General features: G+C 71.0%; 21 protein-coding genes. 16 read left to right on the top strand and 5 right to left on the bottom strand.

Annotation, left to right across the window (positions count from 1 at the left end):
- Positions 1-280 precede the first annotated feature (280 nt).
- Entirely contained in the window at positions 281-1171 is an 891-nt protein-coding gene (locus ABD211_RS24280) for an endonuclease domain-containing protein (protein WP_344136320.1), read from the bottom strand.
- 331 nt (positions 1172-1502) lie between these two features.
- On the opposite strand from ABD211_RS24280, the gene ABD211_RS24275 reads away from it, so the two are divergent.
- The 6 genes from ABD211_RS24275 (at position 1503) to cysN (ending at position 7475) form a co-directional block, all read left to right on the top strand.
- A complete protein-coding gene (locus ABD211_RS24275; RefSeq protein WP_344136318.1) occupies positions 1503-2129 on the top strand; it encodes a 50S ribosomal protein L25/general stress protein Ctc in 627 nt (208 codons plus the stop codon).
- Positions 2130-2227: 98 nt separating this feature from the next.
- Positions 2228-2830, top strand: a complete 603-nt coding sequence (gene pth / locus ABD211_RS24270; protein WP_344136337.1) for an aminoacyl-tRNA hydrolase — start codon at positions 2228-2230, stop codon at positions 2828-2830.
- 84 nt (positions 2831-2914) lie between these two features.
- Positions 2915-4450 carry a sugar transferase gene (locus ABD211_RS24265; RefSeq protein ID WP_425560515.1) on the top strand — a complete coding sequence of 512 codons (1536 nt, stop codon included), beginning with the start codon at positions 2915-2917 and terminating at the stop codon, positions 4448-4450.
- The gene (locus ABD211_RS24260) at positions 4450-5247 is read left to right on the top strand and encodes a 3'(2'),5'-bisphosphate nucleotidase CysQ (protein ID WP_344136315.1); all 798 of its coding nucleotides are present in this window, start codon (positions 4450-4452) and stop codon (positions 5245-5247) included. The genes ABD211_RS24265 and ABD211_RS24260 overlap by 1 nt, the downstream gene beginning before the upstream one ends.
- Positions 5248-5265: 18 nt before the next feature.
- Complete coding sequence (gene cysD, locus ABD211_RS24255) at positions 5266-6174, top strand: sulfate adenylyltransferase subunit CysD (RefSeq protein WP_344136312.1); 909 nt, start codon at positions 5266-5268, stop codon at positions 6172-6174.
- Positions 6174-7475 carry a sulfate adenylyltransferase subunit CysN gene (cysN, locus tag ABD211_RS24250; RefSeq protein WP_344136310.1) on the top strand — a complete coding sequence of 434 codons (1302 nt, stop codon included), beginning with the start codon at positions 6174-6176 and terminating at the stop codon, positions 7473-7475. Before cysD ends, cysN begins: the two co-directional genes overlap by 1 nt.
- Positions 7476-7528: 53 nt before the next feature.
- Here cysN and galE read toward each other — a convergent pair whose 3' ends face one another.
- The gene (gene galE, locus ABD211_RS24245; protein ID WP_344136307.1) at positions 7529-8506 is read right to left on the bottom strand and encodes a UDP-glucose 4-epimerase GalE; all 978 of its coding nucleotides are present in this window, start codon (positions 8504-8506) and stop codon (positions 7529-7531) included.
- A 186-nt stretch (positions 8507-8692) separates the two neighbouring features.
- Here galE and ABD211_RS24240 point away from each other — a divergent pair, with 186 nt between their 5' ends.
- Positions 8693-9571 carry a hemolysin family protein gene (locus ABD211_RS24240; RefSeq protein WP_425560518.1) on the top strand — a complete coding sequence of 293 codons (879 nt, stop codon included), beginning with the start codon at positions 8693-8695 and terminating at the stop codon, positions 9569-9571.
- Here the strand turns inward: ABD211_RS24240 and ABD211_RS24235 are convergent.
- Both ABD211_RS24235 and ABD211_RS24230 read right to left on the bottom strand, forming a co-directional pair.
- Entirely contained in the window at positions 9558-10883 is a 1326-nt protein-coding gene (locus tag ABD211_RS24235) for a hypothetical protein (protein ID WP_344136305.1), read from the bottom strand. The genes ABD211_RS24240 and ABD211_RS24235 overlap by 14 nt on opposite strands.
- Positions 10876-11565, bottom strand: a complete 690-nt coding sequence (locus ABD211_RS24230; protein ID WP_344136302.1) for an RNA polymerase sigma factor — start codon at positions 11563-11565, stop codon at positions 10876-10878. The genes ABD211_RS24235 and ABD211_RS24230 overlap by 8 nt, the downstream gene beginning before the upstream one ends.
- Positions 11566-11722: 157 nt before the next feature.
- Between ABD211_RS24230 and trpS the strand changes: the two genes are divergently transcribed.
- From trpS to ABD211_RS24185, 9 genes are all read left to right on the top strand, one after another.
- Complete coding sequence (gene trpS / locus ABD211_RS24225; RefSeq protein WP_344136299.1) at positions 11723-12745, top strand: tryptophan--tRNA ligase; 1023 nt, start codon at positions 11723-11725, stop codon at positions 12743-12745.
- Between the two features lie 20 nt (positions 12746-12765).
- Positions 12766-13284 (top strand): 2'-5' RNA ligase family protein, encoded by a 519-nt coding sequence (locus ABD211_RS24220; RefSeq protein WP_344136296.1) that lies wholly within the window; start codon positions 12766-12768, stop codon positions 13282-13284.
- Positions 13285-13287: 3 nt separating this feature from the next.
- Complete coding sequence (locus tag ABD211_RS24215) at positions 13288-14208, top strand: YihY/virulence factor BrkB family protein (protein WP_344136293.1); 921 nt, start codon at positions 13288-13290, stop codon at positions 14206-14208.
- Positions 14209-14252: 44 nt separating this feature from the next.
- On the top strand, positions 14253-14687 hold the full coding sequence (locus ABD211_RS24210; protein ID WP_344136290.1) for a hypothetical protein: 435 nt from the start codon (positions 14253-14255) through the stop codon (positions 14685-14687).
- Between the two features lie 956 nt (positions 14688-15643).
- Positions 15644-16924: an extracellular solute-binding protein gene (locus ABD211_RS24205; RefSeq protein ID WP_344136287.1), complete on the top strand. Its 1281-nt coding sequence runs from the start codon at positions 15644-15646 to the stop codon at positions 16922-16924.
- Positions 16925-17016: 92 nt separating this feature from the next.
- Complete coding sequence (locus tag ABD211_RS24200) at positions 17017-17937, top strand: carbohydrate ABC transporter permease (RefSeq protein WP_344136284.1); 921 nt, start codon at positions 17017-17019, stop codon at positions 17935-17937.
- Positions 17934-18767 (top strand): sugar ABC transporter permease, encoded by an 834-nt coding sequence (locus tag ABD211_RS24195; RefSeq protein ID WP_344136283.1) that lies wholly within the window; start codon positions 17934-17936, stop codon positions 18765-18767. The genes ABD211_RS24200 and ABD211_RS24195 overlap by 4 nt, the downstream gene beginning before the upstream one ends.
- Positions 18768-18778: 11 nt before the next feature.
- Positions 18779-20479, top strand: a complete 1701-nt coding sequence (locus ABD211_RS24190; protein WP_344136281.1) for a glycoside hydrolase family 13 protein — start codon at positions 18779-18781, stop codon at positions 20477-20479.
- Positions 20480-20508: 29 nt separating this feature from the next.
- Positions 20509-21507 (top strand): LacI family DNA-binding transcriptional regulator, encoded by a 999-nt coding sequence (locus ABD211_RS24185; RefSeq protein WP_344136278.1) that lies wholly within the window; start codon positions 20509-20511, stop codon positions 21505-21507.
- Here the strand turns inward: ABD211_RS24185 and ABD211_RS24180 are convergent.
- Positions 21504-22328, bottom strand: a complete 825-nt coding sequence (locus ABD211_RS24180; protein WP_344136275.1) for a hypothetical protein — start codon at positions 22326-22328, stop codon at positions 21504-21506. The genes ABD211_RS24185 and ABD211_RS24180 overlap by 4 nt on opposite strands.
- Between the last annotated feature and the right edge of the window lie 78 nt (positions 22329-22406).

Below are 22406 nucleotides of genomic sequence, written 5' to 3'. Positions count from 1 at the left end.
CGCACATCTGGCGACACCCGACGTCCGTTGCTTCGCCAGAGGTGAGCAATTGGCGAAGGGCGACGCGCGTGCCGTCGCCAGATGTGAGCATCTGGCGGCCTGCGCGCGGCCGCGTCCGCCGACTGCGCACATATGGCGGGGTGCGGGGTGTCTGAGCCCCGCCGACTGCTGACATCTGGCGGGGTGGCGCTTGCCCAGGCTCGCGACATGCGCACATCTGGCGGAAGTGCGGGTGCGGCGCGTTGGCGGGTGCGCGCGGGAGGCGAGCGGGTGTGCCGGGTCAGCGGGCGGAGCGGCGGCGGGCGTGGATCGCCTGGGTGACCTCGCGGATGACGCCGCTCAGGTCGTCGCGCAGGCGGGCCGAGGTGACGTGGAGCACCAACCAGCCCGCGGACTGGAGGCGGTTGAGCCGTTGGCGGTCCCGGTGCAGTTGATTCGCGTCGCCGTGCCACTGGCCGTCGTACTCGAGGGCGATGCGGTACTCCGGGTATGCCAGGTCCGTGCGGGCGACGAGCCCGTCCGCGTCGTAGATCTCATGTTGCGCGTCGGGTGCGGGGAGGCCGGCGAGCCGGAGCGCCACCCGCAGTCGGCTCTCCTGTGGGGACTCCGCGCGGCCGTCGGCCAGCGAGGCCATCTTCGTGAAGCGCCGGATGCCACGGCCGCCGGCACGCCGGGCCGCGTACTCGTCGAGTTGGCCGGCTGTCACGAGGCCCGCGTGGAGCAGCCGGTCGGTCAGCGTGACGGCCTCGGTCAGCGGGAGCCACTGGGCAAGGTCCCAGCAGGTCCGGACGGCGGTGGTGGTGGGCACGCCGCGGATCACGCGGAGCTCGTCGGGGGGCAGGGTGCCGCTGTGGGTGATGACACTCGCCAGGCGGGGCCGCGACGCGGGCGGCACGATGATCTCGACCGGATCCAGCGTGGCGCTCAGCCCGTGGCCGAGAAGCGTTGCGGCCGAGCGGCCGGCTATGGCGCCGCCATCGGGTAGGAGGAACGCGGCCACCGCCCGGCAGCGCAGTTCGTGGGTCAGGGGCGTGCCGGCGTCGGCGTAGACCCCGTGCACGACGCGGTGCCAGGCCCGGCTGCGCAGCGCTGACCTGGTCAGCCGGCCTTCCGCGACTGCCGTTGTGCCGTGGATCACGAGACTGGCCGGCGCGGGCGATGGACTGGTCATGAGCAGATCGTGGAGCGAAGCGGGCGGGGACGCGACGGTGCGTGCTCGATCTGTGGACAGCAGAGTGGGCTGTGGATAACGCGATCCGTGTTGATCTTTTTTGGTACGGGGTGTGGGGACGCTGTCAAGGGCGTTACATGGATCCGGTAAGCTAACTGGGTTGCCACGGCGAGGGCGCCCATCGGTGGAGTTGAGCCGAGTTCGGGCACCGTGATCGACGCGGTGCTCCGGGCCTGTGCCCCATGCGCCTTCGCCCGCCGCACCGCAAGCCATCTGCCGGCACACGTCGCGCAGGCACAAGAACGACACCGCAGCGATCAGGGAGTAGTCCGTGTCCGAGGTAAAGATCAGCGCCGAGCCCCGCACCGAGTTCGGCAAGGGTGGTGCCCGCCGTACCCGCCGTGCCGGCCTGGTGCCCGCCGTGCTGTACGGCCACGGCTCCGACCCCAAGCACATCGCGCTGCCCGCGCGGGAGTTCGCCGCGGCCATCCGTCATGGCGGCATGAACCAGGTGTTCAGCATCGACATGACCGACGGCGGTCCGGTGCTCGCCCTGCCGAAGGCGATCCAGCGCGACCCGATCAAGGACACGTTCGAGCACATCGACCTCATCATCGTCCAGCGTGGCGAGAAGGTCACCGTGGACGTTCCCGTGCAGCTGACCGGCGAGGCCGCCAAGGGCACCCTGGTCGTCACCGAGCACAGCACCCTGTCGATCCTGGCCGAGGCGCTGCACCTGCCCGAGCACGTCGAGGTCTCGATCGACGGCCTGGAGGCCGGCTCGCACGTGACCGCCGGCGACGTGACGCTGCCGAAGGGCTCGACCCTGGCGGGCGACGCCGACACGATCCTCGCGGTGATCAGCCTCGCGCCGACCGCCGAGCAGCTCGAGGGCGCCGCCGAGGCCGCGCCGGAGGCCGCCGAGGGCGAGGCCGCCGAGGCCCCTGCCGAGGCCTGAGCCGACACGCATCCCTGACGCCGTCCCCGGTGCCCACAGCGGCGCACCGGGGACGCGTCATTTGACGACCGTGACGACCCTGACAGTAAGAGGCGATGATGAGCGACGCCGCGCAGTGGCTGGTGGTGGGCCTCGGCAACCCGGGCCGGGAGTACGAGCACAACCGCCACAACGTCGGCTTCATGGTCGCCGACCTGCTGGCGTCGCGGGTGGGCGCGAAGTTCAGCCGGCACCGCCGCGCGGTGGCGGACGCGGCCGAGGGGCGGCTCGGCGTCGGCCTGGACGCGCCCCGGCTCGTCCTCGCCAAGCCGTTGACGTACATGAACCTGTCGGGTGGGCCGGTCGCGGCGCTGGCCCAGTTCTACAAGGTGCCGCCGGCTCAGGTCATCGCGGTGCACGACGAGCTGGACATCGCCTTCGGTCAGCTGCGCGCGAAGGTGGGCGGCGGCGAGGGCGGCCACAACGGGCTGCGTTCGATGAGCAAGTCGCTGTCCACTAAGGACTATCTGCGGGTGCGGTTCGGCATCGGCCGTCCGCCTGGCCGGCAGGACCCGGCCGACTACGTTCTGTCGGACTTTTCGGCCTTGGAACGCAAGGAGTTGGACTTCCTCGTCGACCGCGCGGCCGACATGGTGGAGACCTTGATCACGCGCGGGCTGGAGTGGACGCAGAACGCGTATCACGCCGCCAACGATCGGTAACTCGATTCATCGTCGTCCGTTACACCCTTCGTCACATCTTGTCGGCTTTTGTCCTGCCGGCATGGTCAATGCGAGGGGGCGTGGGTGGCGGAGAGCCGGCGCAGCCCGATCCCCTCAGCCGGCCCCCGAACACCCGCTCCCCGGACGTACTCCCGGGGAAGGCTGAGCGGCGTCGCGGACGCCGACCACCGGGTGGTCGCAGGCGCGGGACCGGGCCGGGCCAAGCGCTGGGAGACCCGCTACGCGCGGCGGCTGCTCGTCGCCGACACGGTCGTCGGGCTCGGGGCCGGGGTCATCGCCTTCCACGCCCGGTTCGGTGCCGAGGTCACCGAGTACAACCGCGTCTACCTGATGCTGTCCGCGGTGCTGCCGCTCGCGTTCATCGCCGCGATGGCCGCGAACCGGGCCTATGAGCGGCGCTTCCTCTTCGTGGGCACCGAGGAGTACCAGCGGGTGCTGCGCGCCGGCCTCGCGCTGACCGCGACCGTCGCGCTCACCTCCTACGCGTTCGACGTGCGGCTCTCCCGGGGTTACCTCGTCGTGGCGCTGCCGCTCGCGACCGTCGCCAGCATCGCCGTGCGCTTCGTCCAGCGCCGGATGCTGCACCATGCCCGCCTGAGCGGGGAGTACCTGCGCCGGGTCGTCGCCGTCGGCCACCCGCGGGCCGTCGCGGACCTCACCCGGCAACTGCGCCGGGAGCGGTACCACGGGCTCGACGTCGTCGGCGGCTGCCTGCCACCCGGCGTGCCCGGCGGCCTGGAGGAGGTCGACCTGCCGCTGGTCGGGACGTTCGACGCCATCCACGAGGGCGTCGCCGCGACCGGCGCGGACACGGTGATCGTGCTGTCCTGTCCGGAGCTGGACGGGCGCGCCCTGCGCCGGCTCGCCTGGCAGCTCGAGCACGACGACGTCGACCTCATCCTGGCCAGCGCGCTCATCGACGTGGCCGGCGAACGGACCACGATCCGCCCCGTCGACGGGCTGCCGCTGCTGCACGTCGACCATCCCCGCCTCGCCGGGGCCGGCCGGGTCGTGAAGGCGATCTTCGATCGGGTCGGCGCGGCGCTGCTGATCTGCTCTTTCGCGCCGCTGCTGGCCCTCGTCGCGGTCGCGGTGAAGCTCGGCTCGCCCGGGCCGGTGATCTTCCGGCAGGTTCGGGTCGGCAAGGAGGGCCGTGAGTTCGCGATGTTCAAGTTCCGCTCGATGCTGCACGGCGCGGACGCGCGACTGGCGGAACTGCGGCCCCGCAACGACTCCGATGGGGTGTTGTTCAAGATGCGGGACGACCCGCGGGTGACTAGGGTGGGACGCTGGCTACGCAGGTACTCCGTCGACGAGCTGCCCCAACTGTTCAACGTGCTGTGCGGGCAGATGTCGTTGGTGGGTCCCCGACCCCCGCTGCCGAGCGAGGTCGCCGCGTACCCCGACGATCTGAGGCGTCGGCTCGCTGTGAAACCGGGTATGACAGGACTATGGCAGGTGAGCGGCCGCTCGGACCTGCCGTGGGAGGAGGCGGTCCGGTTGGACCTCCGCTACGTCGAGAACTGGACCTTGACCATGGACCTCGCGATCCTGCTCCGCACCGTCAGCGCGGTGCTGCGCTCCTCCGGGGCGTACTGATGACCACGCTGCTGGCCCCGCCGGTCACCGACGCCGGGTTCGCCCGCTGGCTCGCCGACCAGGTGGGCACTGAACTGCTGCGGCTGCGCGCCGAGCTCGGCTTCGCCGACCCCGTACTGCTGCGCAAGACGGGGGACGAGAAGGCGCACGACCTGATCGTGACGTTGCTCACCCGCTGGCGGCCCGGCGACGCGGTCCTCTCGGAGGAGGGGGCACACGACGACCTGCGCCGGCTGCGCGCCCCCCGGGTCTGGATCGTCGACCCGCTCGACGGCACCCGGGAGTACGGCGAGCCCGACCGCACCGACTGGGCGGTGCACATCGCGCTGTGGCAGGGCGGGGCGCTGGTGGCCGGGGCGGTGGCGATGCCGGCCCGCGGCCTCACGCTCAGCACCGATCAGCCCCCCAGCTATCCCGACATGCGGGACGTCGGAGTGGGCCGGCCGCTGCGCGTCGCGACGAGCCGGACGCGCCCGCCGGCCCTGCTTGACCGGTTCGTCCGAGAGTGGGGTGAGGTCGAGCCTGTCCCCATGGGATCCGCCGGCGTCAAAGTCTGCGCGGTGGTGTCCGGTGTCGTGGACGCCTACCTGCACGCGGGGGGCCAGTACGAATGGGACTCGGCGGCGCCTGTGGCTGTGGCCACGGCCACGGGCCTGTACGCTTCCAGGATCGATGGATCTGCGCTGGAATACAACCGGCCGGATCCATCGTTGCCAGACCTGCTGGTGTGCCGGAAGGATCTTGCGCCACGCATTCTCGCGGCGCTCGACGTCGCGAGGGCGCATCCGCCGACGTAGATATTGAAGGAAAAGAACATGGGTGCCGCCTCGTACAAGGTCTCCCACCTGGATGCTCTCGAAGCGGAGAGCATCTTCGTCATGCGTGAGGTGGCCGCCGAGTTCGAGCGCCCTGTGCTGCTCTTTTCCGGCGGCAAGGACTCGATCGTGATGCTCCGGCTCGCCGAGAAGGCGTTCTGGCCGGCGCCCATCCCGTTCCCCGTGATGCACGTCGACACCGGTCACAACTTCGCCGAGGTTCTCGAATACCGGGACAGGCGGGTCGACGAACTCGGCCTGCAGCTGATCGTGGCGAGCGTCCCGGACGCCCTGGCGCGCGGCCTCGTCCGCGCCCCCGCCGACGGCACCCGCAACCGGATCCAGACGCCGGTCCTGCTGGAGGCCGTCGAGCAGCACCGCTTCGACGCCCTGTTCGGCGGCGCCCGTCGCGACGAGGAGAAGGCCCGCGCCAAGGAGCGCGTGTTCAGTTTCCGCGACGAGTTCGGCCAGTGGGACCCGCGCAACCAGCGCCCCGAGCTGTGGTCGCTCTACAACGCGCGGATCGACTCCGGCGAGTCGATCCGCGTCTTCCCGCTGTCGAACTGGACCGAGCTCGACATCTGGGACTACATCGCCCGCGAGGGCATCGACCTTCCGTCGATCTACTTCGCCCACGAGCGCGAGGTCGTCGACCGCGACGGCATGCTCTACGGCGTACACGAGCACCTGCCCCTGCGCAACGGGGAGGAACCGTTCGTCGAGACGGTGCGCTACCGCACCGTCGGGGACGCGAGCTGCACCGCCGCAGTCAAGTCCGACGCGGACACCATCGAGAAGGTGATCGCAGAGGTGGCCGCGACGCGGATCACCGAGCGCGGCGCCACCCGGGGCGACGACCGGGTGAGCGAGGCCGCCATGGAGGACCGCAAGCGGGAGGGCTACTTCTGATGGTCGACGACTTCCGGCTCATGGAGCGCACAGAGCGGGGCCGCGCCGCCGATCTGCTCCGCTTCGCCACCGCGGGCAGCGTGGACGACGGCAAGTCCACGCTCATCGGCCGCCTGCTCTACGACAGCAAGGCGATCTTCGAGGACCAGCTCGCCGCCGTCGAGACGGTCTCCGCCGCGCGCGGCGACGAGTACACGAACCTGGCGCTGCTCACCGACGGCCTGCGCGCCGAGCGCGAGCAGGGCATCACCATCGACGTGGCGTACCGGTACTTCGCGACGCCCCGGCGCAAGTTCATCATCGCCGACACCCCGGGCCACATCCAGTACACGCGCAACATGGTCACCGGCGCCTCGACCGCCGACCTGGCGCTCGTGCTGGTCGACGCCCGCAAGGGCATCGTCGAGCAGTCGCGCCGGCACGCGTTCCTGTGCTCGCTGCTGCGCGTGCCGCACCTGGTCCTCTGCGTCAACAAGATGGACCTGGTCGACTGGTCCGAGGACGTCTTCGACGCGATCGCGGAGGAGTTCACCGACTTCGCCGCGAAACTCGACGTGCCAGATCTGACGATTGTCCCCATTTCCGCGTTGCACGGCGACAACGTCGTGAGCCGGTCGCAGAACATGCCGTGGTACGAGGGCCCGTCGCTGCTGCACCACCTGGAGCACGTGCACATCGCCTCCGACCGCAACCTGGTCGACGTGCGCTTCCCGGTGCAGTACGTCATTCGCCCCCAGTCATCGAAATATCCCGACTACCGCGGCTATGCCGGGCAGGTGGCGTCGGGCATCCTGAAGCCGGGCGACGAGGTGATGGTGCTGCCGAGCGGCTTCACCAGCCGCATCGCCGGCATCGACACCGCCGACGGCCCGGTCGACGAGGCCTACCCGCCGATGTCGGTGACCGTGCGGCTGGAGGACGAGCTCGACGTCTCCCGCGGCGACCTGATCTGCCGCGTGCACAACGCGCCCAAGCCGGCGCAGGACATCGACGCGCTGGTCTGCTGGATGGACGAGGCGGCCGTCCTCGAACCGCGCCGCAAGCTGGCCGTCAAGCACACGACGCGGTCGGCGCGCGCGGTCGTCAAGGACCTGCAGTACCGCCTGGACGTCAACACCCTTCATCGGGATGAAGGCGCTGAATCGCTCAAATTGAACGAGATCGGCCGCGTCCGCCTGCGCACGACGCTGCCCCTGCTGGCGGACGAGTACCGGCGCAACCGCACCACGGGCGGCTTCATCCTCATCGACGAGCAGACGAACCGCACGGTAGGCGCCGGCATGATCATCGACGCCGGCTGAGCCCTTCCGGGTTGTGGCGAATATGGCCCATATTCGCCACAACCCCGGGAAGCTCAGAACGCGCGGCGGTAGAAGTCCCACGCGTCCGAGACGATGTCGTGCAGGTCCGCGCGCTGTGGGTGCCAGCCCAGTTCGGCGCGGGCGCGCTGCGACGAGGCGACCTGGGCGACGATGTCGCCCGGCCGGCGCGGGGCGATCTCCACCGGGACGGGTGCGCCCGTCACCTTGCGGACGGCCTCCACCACCTGCAGGTTCGAGTACCCGTTGCCGTTGCCCAGGTTGTAGACGCGCCGCTCGCCCGGCTTGACGCTCTCCAGGGCCAGCAGGTGCGCCGACGCCAGGTCCGCCACGTGGATGTAGTCGCGCACGCAGGTGCCGTCCGGGGTGGCGTAGTCATCGCCGTACAACGGGAGCTTTTCCCGCTTGCCGGCGGCGACCTGCAGGACGATCGGGATCAGATGGGTCTCCGGGTCATGCCGCTCGCCGTACGCCGTGCCGTCGGAGCGCAGCAGCGCGCCGGAGGCGTTGAAGTAGCGCAGCGAGACCGCGCCCAGACCGTGCGCCGCCGCCTCGCCGTCGAGCGCGTAGTCGACCGCCAGCTTGCTCGCCGCGTACGGGTTCAGCGGCCCGACCGGCGCGTCCTCGGCGATCGGCAGGGTTTCCAGGTCGCCGTGCACCGTGCCGGTGGAGGAGAAGATGAGGCGCCGCACGCCGGCCGAACGCATCGCGGACAGCAGGGTCAGCGTGCCCGCGACGTTGTTGTCCCAGTAACGCTCGGGCTGCTTGACGCTCTCGCCGACGGAGATGAACGCCGCGAAGTGCAGCACGCCGTCGAACCCGGCGTCGGGGGTGAGCAGTTCGGCCGCCTTGTCCTGCACCCGGCCCTGGACGAACGTCGCGCCCGGCGGGACCGCCTCCGCGTGCCCGGTGGAGAGGTCGTCGAGGACGACCACCTCGTGGCCGGAGTCGAGCAGCAGCGCTGTGACGACACTGCCGATGTAGCCGGCACCGCCGGTGACGAGCAACTTCACGCCAACACCTTCCGTCGGGGTCTGCAAACAACCTTATTCCTGGGTCGCGCGTCGGTCGCCGGGGGTGGCGCGGACCTCTAGAATTCCGACATGCACAGAGCCGTGCCGCCCGGTGGTTCACCACCACCCGGCGGCTCACCGGACGATGATGGCACCGGCCGGTTACGTGGGGCGCTGGCCCGCGTGCTGGTCCGCGGCGCGGACGCAGCCATGCGCTGGGTGACCCAACTGCTCGGCGAGAGCGCCACCGCCGGCCGCGAACGGATCTCCGAGGCGGAGCTGCGCGACCTGGTCGCCGCGAACACCCGCCTCGACCCCGAGGGCCGGCGCCTGATCGACGAGGTCCTCGGCATCGGCGCCCGCCACGTGCGCGAGCTCATGGTCCCGCGCACCGAGGTGGTCTTCCTGGACCGGGGGATGGCGATCGCCGAGGCGGTGCGCGTCGTGCGCGACGCGCCGCACTCGCGCTTCCCCGTGGTCGACGGCTCCCGCGACGACGTGATCGGCTTCGTGCACCTGCGCGACCTGCTCATCCGCCCGGATGAGGAGTGGGCCGGCACGGTTGGCGCGCTCGCCCGCGAGGTCAAGCGGCTGCCGACCACGATGCGGGTGCTGCCGGCGCTGGCGCAGATGCGGCGCGAAGGCAGCCACCTCGCGGTGGTCATCGACGAGTACGGCGGGACTGCCGGGGTGCTCACCCTGGAGGACCTGCTGGAGGAAGTGGTCGGCGAGATCCACGACGAGTACGACGCGGTGCCCGCCGCCGGCGCCGCGCCCGGCGAGGTCGACGCCCGGCTCAACCTGACCGACTTCGCGGAGTCGGCGGGGTTCGCCCTGCCGCCCGGCCCGTACGAGACGGTGGGCGGCTTCGTCATGGCCGAGCTGGGCCGGCTGCCCGAGGTCGGCGACGCCGTCGACCTGGTCGAGGGTCAGCTGGTGGTGGCCGCGATGGACGGGCGTCGGGTGGCCCGGGTCCTGCTGGTGCCCACCAAGCCGGCGGTGCCGGCCGTGCGGGCGGCCGCGCCGGCGGCCGACGAGCTGGTGCCGGCCGTCAGCGGATCGTGAGCCGCCGCCACGTCTGTCCGGTCGTGCTGTAGGCGGCCGCGCCGCCGCGGTCCACGTCGAAGGCGACCCAGCCGACGTCGGTCTGCCGGATGGCCCGCACGTAGGTCACGTCGTCCGGGGCGTCGGCGAACCGGGTGCCCGACGAGGCGCCCATGGACAGGCCGCCGGAGGCGGCGACGAGCCGGCCGTCGAGCAGCGGCACGACGTCCCCGGTCAGGGCGGGCAGCCCGAAGCTGGCGAACGGCGCGAAGGCGTGCCCGCCGTCGCTGGACCGGTGGATCGCCAGGATCTGCGTCGACGCGTAGAGCGACGTGGCGTTGGACCGGCCGCTGACGATCGTCACGTACGTGCGGCTGCCCACCGACGCCACCTTCGGCCACGCCTCGGGCGCCGAGGTGATGATCGGGAACTCCACCGCGGTCCACGTGCGGCCGCCGTCGCGGCTGGACGCCACGGCGGGCCGGCCCTTGCTGCTGCGCCCGCCCACCCACCAGACGCCGCCGGTGGCCTCGGCGCTGGCGGCCCAGCACACGCCGATGGGCGGCTGGTGCGCCAGGCGCGCGCGGGTGCCGTCGGTGAGGAACACGTCGACGCGGGAGCCGGGGCAGTCCGGCCCGCCGGTCGGGTCGGCGTTGAGCACGAGCTTGCCGCCGTCGGGGATGGCCTGCACCTCCGGCGGATCGACCGGCCGCCGGCTCGGTTGCCAGGTCACCCCGGCGTCGGGGCTGAACCACGTGCCGGCGCCCGTCACGACCAGCGCGGGCCCGGCGAGCGGGATCACCCGCAGGTCGTTGTCGTGTCCGGTGCTCGCCAGGGTGGCGGGCAGCGTGCGTGCCTGCCACGTGCCGCCGCCGTCCCCCGTGAACTGCAGCGAGAAGTGGCACGACCCGTCGGACGCCGCAGAACAATCGGTGAGTACGGCGTACCCGTTCTGTCCGTCGACGAACTCCACATCGGAGATGTCGCCGGGCAGGTCGGTCGCCGCGCTGCCGACGAACGTGAGGTCGTCACCGTTCCACGCGGCCCGGTCCGGGTCCACGGGCGGCGCGGACTCGGTCGGCGCGACCGTCACGGGCGGGCCGTCCGACGGACCGACCGGCGCCGGCATGGCCTGCGTGCCGACGCTGCCGAGCACGCCCCACAGCGTGACGGCGAGCATGCCGCCGGCCGCCGCGACGGACGCCACGGTGGCGCGCCGGCGCCGGCGCAGCACGCCGGCCCGGGCGCTGACCCGGTCGAGGTCGGGGCCGTCGATGGTGTTGAGCAGTTCAGCGCGGGTCGAGTGGAGCAGGACGTCGAGATCGTCAGGCACGGGACACCTCCGCCGCGGTCGCGGCCATGGCGCCGACCTGTCGGGGTGCCGGGGCCGCCGCCCTGGGGGCCGGCACCCGCAGCGGCGGCGCGGATGCCTCGAACCGGGACGCGGACGTGCGCACCGGGACCCGGGTGGCCGACTCGTCGGACCGGTAGCCGTCGAGGTGGGTGGCGAGCGCCCCGCGGGCGCGGGAAAGTCGGGACTTCACTGTGCCGGTCGGGATGCCGAGCAGCTGGCTGACCGCCTCGACGGGCAGGTCGGCCAGGTAGTGCAGGACCACCACCTCGCGGTACGCGCGCGGCAGCTGGGCGAGCGCCTTCTTCAGGTCGGCGCGGTCGGGCTCGGGCGCCTCGGCGACCATCGCCGCCACCGGCCGGTCGCGCAGCAGGATCGTGTCGAGCAGCCGCCGGCGCCGGTACCGCCGGCGGACCACGTTGATCGCGACGGTGCGCAGCCAGGCCTCGGGGTTCTCCACGTCGTCGAGGCCCTTGGGGCGGGCCAGCGCGCGCGCGAACGCTTCCTGCACCACGTCCTGCGCCTCGGTCAGGTCGGTGGTGAACGCGAAAAGTTGCAGCACCAGCCGCCGGTACGAGCCGCGGTACAGGTCTGTCAGGGCGTCCGTCGCGCCGGCGCCGACGCCCCGGCCCGCGTCGAGGTCGTCCCCCGCCCCCAGCTCCACGATGGTGTGCTCCTTCGTCCGTCAACATGGTCGCGCGTCTGGGGGACGAGTCGCCACCTGGGGGCGTCGGTTCCCGCAGGGGTCGACAGTTATCGGACCGAGACAAACGGCCGGCCCGTCCGGCGCGCGTCGGGGGTGGGCTGTCAGAATGGCGGTCATGTCCGCGTCTGTCGACCGTCCCCGCGTGCTCTCCGGCATCCAGCCCACCGCCGACTCGTTCCACCTGGGCAACTACCTCGGCGCGCTGCGCAACTGGGTGCAGCTTCAGGAGACCCACGACGCGTACTACATGGTGGTCGACCTGCACGCGATCACCGCGGGGCACGACCCGGCCGTGCTGCGCCAGCGCACCCGCGTCGGCGCCGCCCAGCTGCTCGCCCTCGGGCTGGACCCGGAGCGCTGCACGCTGTTCGTGCAGTCGCAGGTGCCGGAGCACGCGCAGCTCGCGTGGGTGCTCGGCTGCATCACCGGCTTCGGCGAGGCCAGCCGGATGACCCAGTTCAAGGACAAGTCGGTGAAGCAGGGCGCCGACCGCTCCTCGGTCGGCCTATTCACGTACCCGATCCTGCAGGCCGCCGACATCCTGCTCTACCAGGCCAACCTGGTGCCGGTCGGCGAGGACCAGCGCCAGCACCTGGAGCTCACCCGCGACCTCGCCCAGCGGTTCACGTCGCTGTTCGGCCCCGCCTTCACCGTGCCGGAGCCGTACATCCTCAAGGGCACCGCGAAGATCACCGACCTGCAGGACCCCACCGCGAAGATGTCGAAGTCGGCGTCGACGCCGGCCGGCATCATCGAGCTGCTCGACCCCCCGAACGTCTCGGCGAAGAAGATCAAGTCGGCGGTCACGGACACCGGCCGCGAGATCATCTTCGACCAGGCGAACAAGCCCGGCATCTCCAACCTCCTCACGATCTACTCCGCGCTCACCGGTCGCACGGTCGACGACCTCGTCGCTGCGTACGACGGCAAGGGGTACGGCGACCTGAAGAAGGACCTCGCCGAGGTGGTGTCGGAGTTCGTCGCGCCGATCCAGGAGGCCACCCGCGGCTACCTGGCCGACCCCGCCCAGCTCGACAAGCAGCTGGCCGTGGGCGCCGAGAAGGCGCGGGCCGTCGCGGCGGCGACGCTGCGCACGGTGTACGAACGGGTCGGCTTCCTCGCGGGTGTGACCCGCTGAGGCAAGGCTTGGGGGACAGCGTGGTCCGCACCATCGGGGTGGCGATCGGCATTCCCGCGCCCTGGGGGCCGCGCCTCGACCGGGCCCGGGCGGCCTCCGGCGACCCGCTCGCCGCCGAGGTGCCCGCGCACGTCACCCTGCTCGGGCCGACCGAGATCCCCGACGGGACGCGGGTCGAGACCGAGCGGCACCTGGCCGCCATCGCCCGGGCCCACCCGCCGTTCCGGTTACGGTTACGGGGAACCGGCACGTTCCGCCCGGTCACCCAGGTGGTGTTCGTGGCGCTCGCCGACGGTGAGACCGAGTGCGTCCGGCTGGCCACCGACGTGCGGTCCGGCCCGCTCGCCCGCGACCTGGCGTACCCGTACCATCCGCACGTGACCGTCGCCCACGACGTGCCGCCGGCCGCGCTCGACGCGGTCTTCGCGGACCTCGCCGACTTCGAGGCCGAGTTCGAGGTCGCCGGCTTCACCCTCTACGAGCACACGGCCGAGGGCCAGTGGCGGCCGGAGCGGCACTACCCGCTGACCGGGACGTAGCCCGTGAAGGTCATCGACCGCGCGTATGCCGGATACGAGGCGTCGGTCGCGTGGGCGCGACGGCACTCGGCCGTCTTCGACCACTTCTGGCGGGCCCTGGACCGGTACAACGAGGTGCTCGGCGGCCGGCTGGCGGCCGCGATCTCGTACTACGGGTTCTTCGCGGCCTTCTCCCTCGGCCTGCTCGCCTACGCCATCCTCGGGTACGTCCTGTCGACACAGAACGCGTTCGTGACCCAGGTCAACGACTTCCTGGCCTCGAATTTGCCCTGGATCAACGCGTCGGCGCTGGCGAACCAGCGCGGCGCGCTGACCCTCATCGGCCTCGTGTCGCTCGTACTCACGGGAATTGGTTGGGTTGAGGCGCTGCGCAGCTCGCAGAGGGCGGTGTGGCAGCTGGAACAGCACCCCGGCAACATGATCATTCGGCGGCTGGTGGACCTCGTCATTCTCGCCGCGCTGGGCCTGTTGCTGCTGCTGTCGCTCTGGCTGAGCTGGGCCGTCGAGCGCCTGCTGACCTGGGCGATCGGCCCCGACTACGGCCGCATCGGCGGCGGCGTCCTGCACTGGTCCACACTGGCCCTCGAGTTCGGGGTCAACATCGTGCTCGCCGCCGCGATCCTGGCCGGCGTGCCCCGATTGAAGATGAGCCCTCGGCGGCTCATTCCCACGGCCATCCTGCTGGGCGTCGGCATCCAGGTGCTCAACGAGCTCGTCCGCCTCGTTGTCGGCCGGGCCGAGCACAACCCGGCGTACGCCCTGGTCACCGGCGCTGTCGGGCTGCTCCTCTACCTGTACTTCCTCAACCAGCTGATCGTCTTCGCGTCGGCCGTCGCCGCGACCAGCCAGCACGGCCGGGCCGTGGATCTGGCGGGCAACCCGCCCGACGCCCCTGCGTCCATCCAGGCGCCGGACACGCCATGATGGGCCGGTACACCGAGGACAGCCGATTTGGAAAGGCGGGCACTGTGGGTGCCATTGTCACGTTGGAGCTGCCGGACGACTCGCCGGTGCTGGCGCTCCCCTGGATCATCACGTTCGGCCCCCTCGACGAGGACGAGGACTGGGAGCCCGTCGTCTGCGGCCCCTACGAGCGGGCGCACGCCCTGTCGCTGGCCGAGACGGTCGTCGCTGACGAGGAGCTGATGGCGGTCGTCGAGCCGGTCCTGCCGCACACGACGGTCGACCAGATCCAGGCCGAGATCGCCTCCGCCCAGCTGCTCGCCCAGGAGGCCGAGGACGAGGCCGTCGAGGACGACGAGATCGAGGCTTTCCTCGATGACCACGACCACGACCACGATGAGTACGACGAGGGCGAGGAAGTCGAGCCGAGCACCCCGCCGTCCCCGGAGGAGATCCGCGCCGGCTTCGCCCGGATCGCCGCGAAGCTCACCTCCGCCTGACGGCCTGACGCAAGACGCTTTCACCGACGGCCCGTGGCCGGCGGCACCCGCCCGGGGCCGCCCGCCGCGGGCCGTTCCCGTGGTCCCGGCCCACTCGCGTGGTCCCGGCCCACTCGCGTGGTCCCGGCCGTCCGCCTGGTCGCGGCCCGCTCGGCGTGGTCGCGGCCCGCTCGGTATGGTCGCGGCGCGTCTGCTCCAATCCGGCCCCGTCCGCCCTGGTCGGGCTCGCTTGGCCCGCGTGCCTTCCCGCCAAAGGTGCAACTTTGGCGGCCTCGGGCGACGAAATAGCCGAACTTGCGCGCATAGTTCTGTTATTTCGCGCGCTCCGCTCGCCAAATGCGCACATTTAGCGGCAGTTCAACCCTTGGAAGCCGCCATATGTGAACTCTTGGCGACCGACCGCGCGCCGCTCCCGCCAAGTGCGCACTCTTGGTGGGTTGCAGGCGTCTCGTCCTCGCCAGATGTGCACTCTTGGTGGGTTGCCGCTCACCGACGGTCGCCAATAGCGCACACGCGGCGGGGTCCGCCGCCGTGAGGCTCGCCAAATGCGCACATTTGGTGCCCGCTCCCGTGCAAGATCGGCGTTTCGTGCGCCGGAGCGCGGTCCAGCTGCGCCCCTGCGCACGGAATCGCGATCTTGTCGACGCTCGGGGTCGTCCAGTGGCCCCCTGCTCTGCTCCCCAATACGCGTCACCGGCACTGACCTGGGCTTATCTGACCCCCGCTGTACGCTGGCCCGCTGCCGCGCACGTGACTCCTATAGGTGAGCAGAGCAGGGGCGGGCGATCTTGGGCGTGAGGGGGGTCACGAGGTGATCGTGATCGGGGACACACGCAAGCGTTAGCAAAACGTTGCTGAAAGCTTGCAGCAAGCTCTTTTCAAAACGCGCCGATGTCCGTAGGTTTCGTGTCTGTAACGCGAACCCCCCTTCCTTCTCAGCTCAACGAGGAGTGCAGATGCGACGGCGCAGCATTCTGACCGCCGGCCTGCTGGCCGGCGCGTTGATCGCGGGCACCGCTGCCTGCGGCAGCAGCGACGACAACAAGACGAACACCCCCACTGCCGAGCCCGAGGGCACGGTCACCTGGTGGGACACCTCGGACGCCACCAACGAGGCGCCCGTTTTCAAGGAGCTCATCGCCAAGTTCGAGGCGGCGAACCCGAAGATCAAGGTCAACTACGTCAACGTGCCGTTCGACCAGGCCCGTGACAAGTTCAAGACCGCCGCGCAGAGTGGCGCGGGCGCCCCGGACGTCATGCGTGCCGAGGTCGCCTGGACCCCCGAGTTCGCCTCGCTGGGCTACCTGAGCGCGCTCGACGGCACCCCCGCCCTCGACAAGGCCGAGGACTACCTCGCCGGCCCCGTGGGCTCCACCAAGTTCAACGGCAAGACGTACGCGATCCCGCAGGTGACCGACGCGCTCGCCCTGCTCTACAACAAGAAGCTGCTGGCCGACGCCGGCGTCACCGCCGCCCCGGCCACCATGGCGGAGCTGAAGGACGCGGGCCTGAAGCTGAAGGCCAAGAAGGTCGAGGGCATCTACCTCAACCCGGGCAGCTACTTCCTCCTGCCGTTCATCTACGGCGAGGGCGGCGACCTGCTCAACGTTGACAGCAAGAAGGTCACCGTGAACAGCCCGGAGGCCGTGAAGGGTCTGCAGACCGTGCAGGACCTGATCGCCTCGGGTGCGGCTGCCAAGCCGGCCATGACCGACGGTTACAACAACATGCAGACGCTCTTCAAGGAGGGCAAGGTCGGCATGGTGATCAACGGTCCGTGGTCCGTCGCCGACGACCTGTCCGGCGCCGCGTTCAAGGACAAGGCCAACCTGGGCATCGCCCCGATCCCGGCCGGCAGCACCGGCAAGGTCGGCTCCCCGGTGGGTGGCCACAACTACGCCATCTACGCGGGCTCGAAGGTCATCAAGGCGTCCGAGAAGTTCATCGCCTTCATGAACTCCGCCGAGAGCCAGGCGTTCCTCGCCGGCAAGCTGGGCCTGCTGCCCACCCGCGGCAGCGCGTACGACCTGCCGGGCGCCAAGGACAGCGCGATCGTGAGCGCGTTCAAGCCGGTCCTGGAGAAGGCCACCACCCGTCCGGCGATCCCGGAGGGCGGCTCCCTCTTCGCTCCGCTCGACACCCAGTACGTCAACGTGCTCAGTGGCAAGGCCTCGGCCCAGCAGGGTCTCGACGCCGTCGCCGAGGAGTACAAGAAGGTCCTCAAGGGCTGGAGCTGACGCACGGTCCGCACCACGGTGGGCCGGCCGGGGCAACCCGACCGGCCCACCGGGCGCCCGTGACCCCCTCGACCGGGTTTTAGGAGGCCGTCATGGCGGGTTTCGCTCGCCGCTACTGGTACGGGCTGGCCATGGTCACCCCCGTGGCCCTGGTGCTCGTCACGCTCGTCGGCATCCCGCTGTTCCGGGGTGTCTACCTCTCCCTGACCGACGCCACCGAGGCGAACGTCGGGCGCACCATCGGCGCCAACGTCATCGAGCCGACCTTCGAGTTCGTGGGCCTGGCCAACTACATCGACATCCTCAGCGGCCGCGAGGGTGACTTCTACGGCGTTCTGCTGTGGACGGTCATCTGGACCGCGGTCTGCGTGTTCCTGCACTACACGATCGGCCTGGGCCTGGCCACGCTGCTCAACCGCCAGATGCGCGGTCGCGCGATCTACCGGGTGCTGCTGATCCTGCCGTGGGCGGTGCCGACGTTCGTCGCCGCGTTCGCCTGGCGGTTCCTGCTCAACAGCCAGTTCGGCCTGTTCAACGCGCTGCTGAACCTGGTCGGCATCGGCCCGGTCGGCTGGCTCGAGTCCCCCCTCATGGCGCGGATCAGCGTCATCATGGTCAACACCTGGCTCGGCGTGCCGTTCATGATGGTGGCCCTGCTCGGCGGCCTGCAGGCGATCCCCCGCGAGCTGTACGAGGCGGCCGAGGTCGACGGCGCGTCGGCGTGGCAGAAGTTCCGCAACATCACGCTGCCGGGCCTGGCCAACGTCTCCGGCACGGTCATCCTGCTCGGCGTCATCTGGACCTTCAACCAGTTCGCCGTGATCTTCCTGGTGACCGCCGGCGGGCCGGGTGCCTCGACGGAGATCCTGTCGACGTTCGCGTTCCGCGAGGCGTTCCAGGGCATCCGCAACTACGCGGGCGCCGCGACGTACGGCGTACTCATTCTTTCGATGTTGTTGGTCTTCGCCTCGGCCTACCGCCGGGCCCTGCGCCGGTCGGGAGAGCTGACATGAGCAGCAAGAGGTCTCCGCTCAAGTCGATCGCGCTGCACGCGACGCTGATCACGGCGAGTGTCATCGCGCTCGCGCCGATCGTGTGGGTGTTCCTGACCTCGCTCAAGCCGCGCGACGCGTGGCAGTCGACCGAGGTCAAGCTGTTCGTCCAGCCGAGCCTGGACAACTACACCCAGGTGCTGACCGAGACGAACTTCCTGCGCTGGTTCACCAACTCCATCGTGGTCGCCCTGTTCACGACGCTCATCGCCGTCGGACTCGCGGCCACCACGGGGTACGCCCTGTCGCGGCTGAAGTTCCCCGGTCACCGGACGTTCGCGATGCTGCTGCTCGTGGTGCAGATGTTCCCGGCCGCCATCCTGATCGTCCCGTTCTACAACCTGATGGCGAAGCTCGACCTGCTCAACTCGTACGCGGGCCTGGTGCTGGCGTACGTGACCGTGGCCGTGCCGTTCTGCGCGTGGATGCTGCGCGGCTACTTCAGCACGATCCCGGTGGAGATCGACGAGGCGGGCCTGATGGACGGGCTCAGCCCGTTCGGCGCGTTCGTGCGCCTCGTGCTGCCGCTGGCCCGCCCGGGCATCGCGGTGGCGGGGTTCTACTCCTTCCTCACCGCGTGGGGCGAGATCGCGTACGCCTCGACGTTCCTGGTCGGCGACGAGAAGCTGACGCTCGCCGCCGGTCTGCAGCAGTTCGTCGGCCAGTTCAAGGCGGAATGGGGACTCATGACGGCGGCGGCGGTGCTCATCACCATCCCGGCCGCGATCGTCTTCCTCACCGTCCAGCGCAACCTGGTCGCCGGCCTCACCGCCGGCGGCACGAAGAGCTGAGGGTCACCAACATGCCAACCGCTTCCATGAACGACATCGCGCCGGACACCGTCGTAGGCGCGCGCGACTGGGCCCGCGAAGCCGTGATCTACGAGGTCTACGTGCGGAGCTTCGCCGACAGCGACGGCGACGGCGTGGGCGACCTCCCGGGCCTGACCGCGCGCCTGGACTACCTGGCCGATCTGGGCATCGACGCCGTGTGGCTCACCCCGTTCTACCCGTCGCCGTGGGCCGACGGCGGGTACGACGTGGCGGACTACCGGGCCGTCGACCCGCAGCTGGGCACGCTCGACGACTTCGACGCCCTGGTGGCCGCCGCGCACGAGCGCGGCCTGCGGGTCATCATCGACGTGGTGCCCAACCACACGTCGGCGCAGCACCCGTGGTTCCAGGCGGCCCTGGCGGGCGACCGGGAGATGCGCGACCGGTACATCTTCCGCGACAGCGGCGATCAGCCGCCCAACAACTGGCAGTCGATCTTCCGCGGGCCGGCGTGGACCCGCCTGCCCGACGGCGAGTGGTACCTGCACCTGTTCGCCTCCCAGCAGCCCGACCTGAACTGGGAGCACCCCGCGGTGCGGGCCGAGTTCGAGTCGATCCTGCGGTTCTGGCTCGACCGGGGCGTGGACGGCATCCGCATCGACGTGGCCCACGGCATGATCAAGGCCGCCGGCCTGCCGGACGCGGCGGACAGCGACACGGAGCTGCTCGACGGGGAGGCGCAGCCGTTCTTCGACCAGGACGGCGTCCACGAGATCTACCGCTCGTGGCGGTCCATCCTGGACACCTACACGCCGGCCCGCATCTCGGTGGCTGAGGCGTGGGTGCCCAACCAGGACCGCATGGCCCGCTACGTGCGCCCCGACGAGCTGCACCAGGCGTTCAACTTCGAGTTCCTGTCGACCCCGTGGTCGGCGGCGGACTACCGCAGGGTCATCGACGGCTCGCTGTCCACTATGGCCACGGTCGGCGCGCCCACCACGTGGGTGCTGTCCAACCACGATGTCGTACGCCACGCCTCGCGGCTCGCCGCGGGTATGGGCGGCTCGGCCGGCGGGGCGGGCGGCGCCGGTGACCCGGCCGCGACCGCCGACCCGCGGGTGGGCCTGCGCCGGGCCCGGGCGGCGATCCTCGTCATGCTCGCGCTGCCCGGCTCGGTGTACCTGTTCCAGGGCGAGGAACTGGGCCTGCCCGAGGTGTTCGACCTGCCCGCCGAGGCGCGGCAGGACCCGATCTTCGCGCGTACCAACGGGGCGGAGCTGGGTCGGGACGGCTGTCGCGTGCCGCTGCCCTGGTCGGGCAACGCCGCGCCGTACGGGTTCGGGCCGGCCGGGTCCTCTCCCTGGCTGCCCCAACCCGCGGCGTGGGCGGAGCTGTCCGTCGAGGCGGAGGCCCGCGACGCCGGCTCGACCCTGTCGCTGTACCGCTCGGCGCTGGCGCAGCGGCGCCGGCTCGACGGGCTCGGCGACGGCGTGCTGCGGTGGTTGCCGTCGCCCGCACCGGACGTGCTGGCCTTCGCCCGCGACGGCGCCGACGCCACAGTGATCTGCGTCGCTAACCTGGGCGACGTCGCGGCCGCGCTGCCGGCCGGGCTGCCCGCGCCGGTGCTGGCCAGTGGCCCCTGTCCGACGCCCGGTGAGCTGCCGGCCGATACGACGGCCTGGTTCGTGCTTACCGGTAGTGACGGACCGGACGGCTGGACGATCACGTGACCCGGTTCGGGCCGGTAGAGTTCAGCGGCGTGAAGGCTCGGTTGGCCGACATCGCCGCCCAGGCCGGTGTCAGTGAGGCAACAGTCAGCCGGGTGCTCAACGGCAAGCCCGGTGTTGCCGAGGGCACGCGGGACGCCGTACTCACCGCTCTTGATCTTTTGGGCGGTGAGCGTCCCGCGCGCCTCAAGCAGCGACGCCTCGGCCTGATCGGCCTGATCATCCCGGAGCTGGACAACCCGATCTTCCCGACGTTCGCGCAGGTCATCGAGCGTGACCTGACGCAGGCCGGCTACACGACGGTGCTCTGCACCCAGTCGCCCGGCGGGACGACGGAGGACGACTACGTCGAGCTGCTGCTCGAGCGGGCGGTGTCGGGCATCGTATTCGTCTCCGGCCTGCACGCGGACACGAGCGCGGACCCGTCGCGGTACGCGAAGCTGGTGTCGCAGCGGCTACCCATCGTGATGGTGAACGGGGCGGCCGCGGCCGTGGACGCCCCGTTCATCTCCTCCGACGACGCGGTCGCCGCCGAGCTGGCCGTGGCCCACCTGGAGTCGCTCGGTCACAAGCGCATCGGCCTGGCCGTCGGCCCGGAGCGGTTCATCCCCGCGCAACGCAAGGCCGCCGGCTTCCTCAAGTCGACGTCGTCACGGGGCATCAAGGCGCACGTCGTGCACTCGCTGTACTCCGTCGAGGGCGGCTACGCCGCGGCCGGGCAGCTGCTCGACGAGGGCGTCACGGCCATCACGTGCGGCTCGGACCTCATGGCGCTCGGCGTGATCCGCGCGGTGCGCCAGCGCGGGCTCGACGTGCCGGGCGACGTGTCCGTGGTGGGCTACGACGACTCGCCGCTCATCGGGTTCACCGACCCGCCGCTGACCACCGTGCGCCAGCCGGTCGCCGCCATGTGCCGGGCAGCGGTCCGGGCACTCCTCGACGAGATCGCCGGAGTGCCCGTCCCGCGTACCGAGTTCTTCTACCGGCCCGAGCTGGTCGTGCGCTCGTCCACCGGCCCGGCCCCGGCCTAGATCTGCTCGACCCGGTAGGCGTACCCGATCCGGGCGCCGGGCGTCCGCAGCTCCGCTGACACCGACAACGGGGCGCCTGCCGCCCTGGGCACGAGCGTCTCCACGTGGACGTAACCCTCCTCGGTGCAGTGGACGAGCGAGCCCTTGCCGTCCTCGCCGCCCGAGAAGTCCACCCACACGTCACCCTGGCCGGCACAGACAAACGTCAGCTTGTACGTGTTGACGCCGTGCTCGGTCTCGTCGACGTCGGTCCGGGGGACGTCGTTCTCGAGGAGGCCCGCGGCGCCGAACAGGTGGTTCGCTGTGGGTTGCTCGGCGAGCAGGCCGGTCGCCCCCACGACGAGGGCATCGGACAGTTCGAGGGCGAAGCCGGACCGGCCTCTGGCCGCGTCGTTCGGCGAGATGTAGAGGGTGATCGGGCCGTCCGCGGTCGTCGTGAACGGCGCGCTGCCGATGGCCCCGCACTCGAACTCGGATTTGCCGGTCACACCCTGGGGTGCCGCCCAGTTGATCGTGAATCCGCCCTCCCCGGAGCAGGTGGCGCTGAGGTAGTAGCGGCCCGCCGGCATCGGATTTCCCACGGCCGGCTGGTACACGGTCATCGACAGGTCCGCGTCGAACCCCTCGAAGAACACACCGTCGCGGGGTTGGCGCAGGCCGTTCTGCGTGTTCGCCGCCTGCTTCGTGGGGGCGTACCCCAGCGCCGCCAACGCCTCGACCGCCAACTCGTCGGTGTTGACGGCCGGCGGGGTCACCGCCGCCGGGCCTGTCGCGTCCTGCCGGCCCAGGGGGTTGCCGGTGAGCGCGCCGGTGACGGCCACGATCGCCAGCGCGGCGAGGCTGGTCGCGCCGATGGCGCGGCGTCGGCGTCTTCCAGGGTCGCCGTGATCGTCATGGCG

The organism is Luedemannella flava (assembly GCF_039528515.1).
GTDB lineage: Bacteria > Actinomycetota > Actinomycetes > Mycobacteriales > Micromonosporaceae > Luedemannella > Luedemannella flava.
This window is presented reverse-complemented; position numbering and strand designations above follow the sequence as displayed.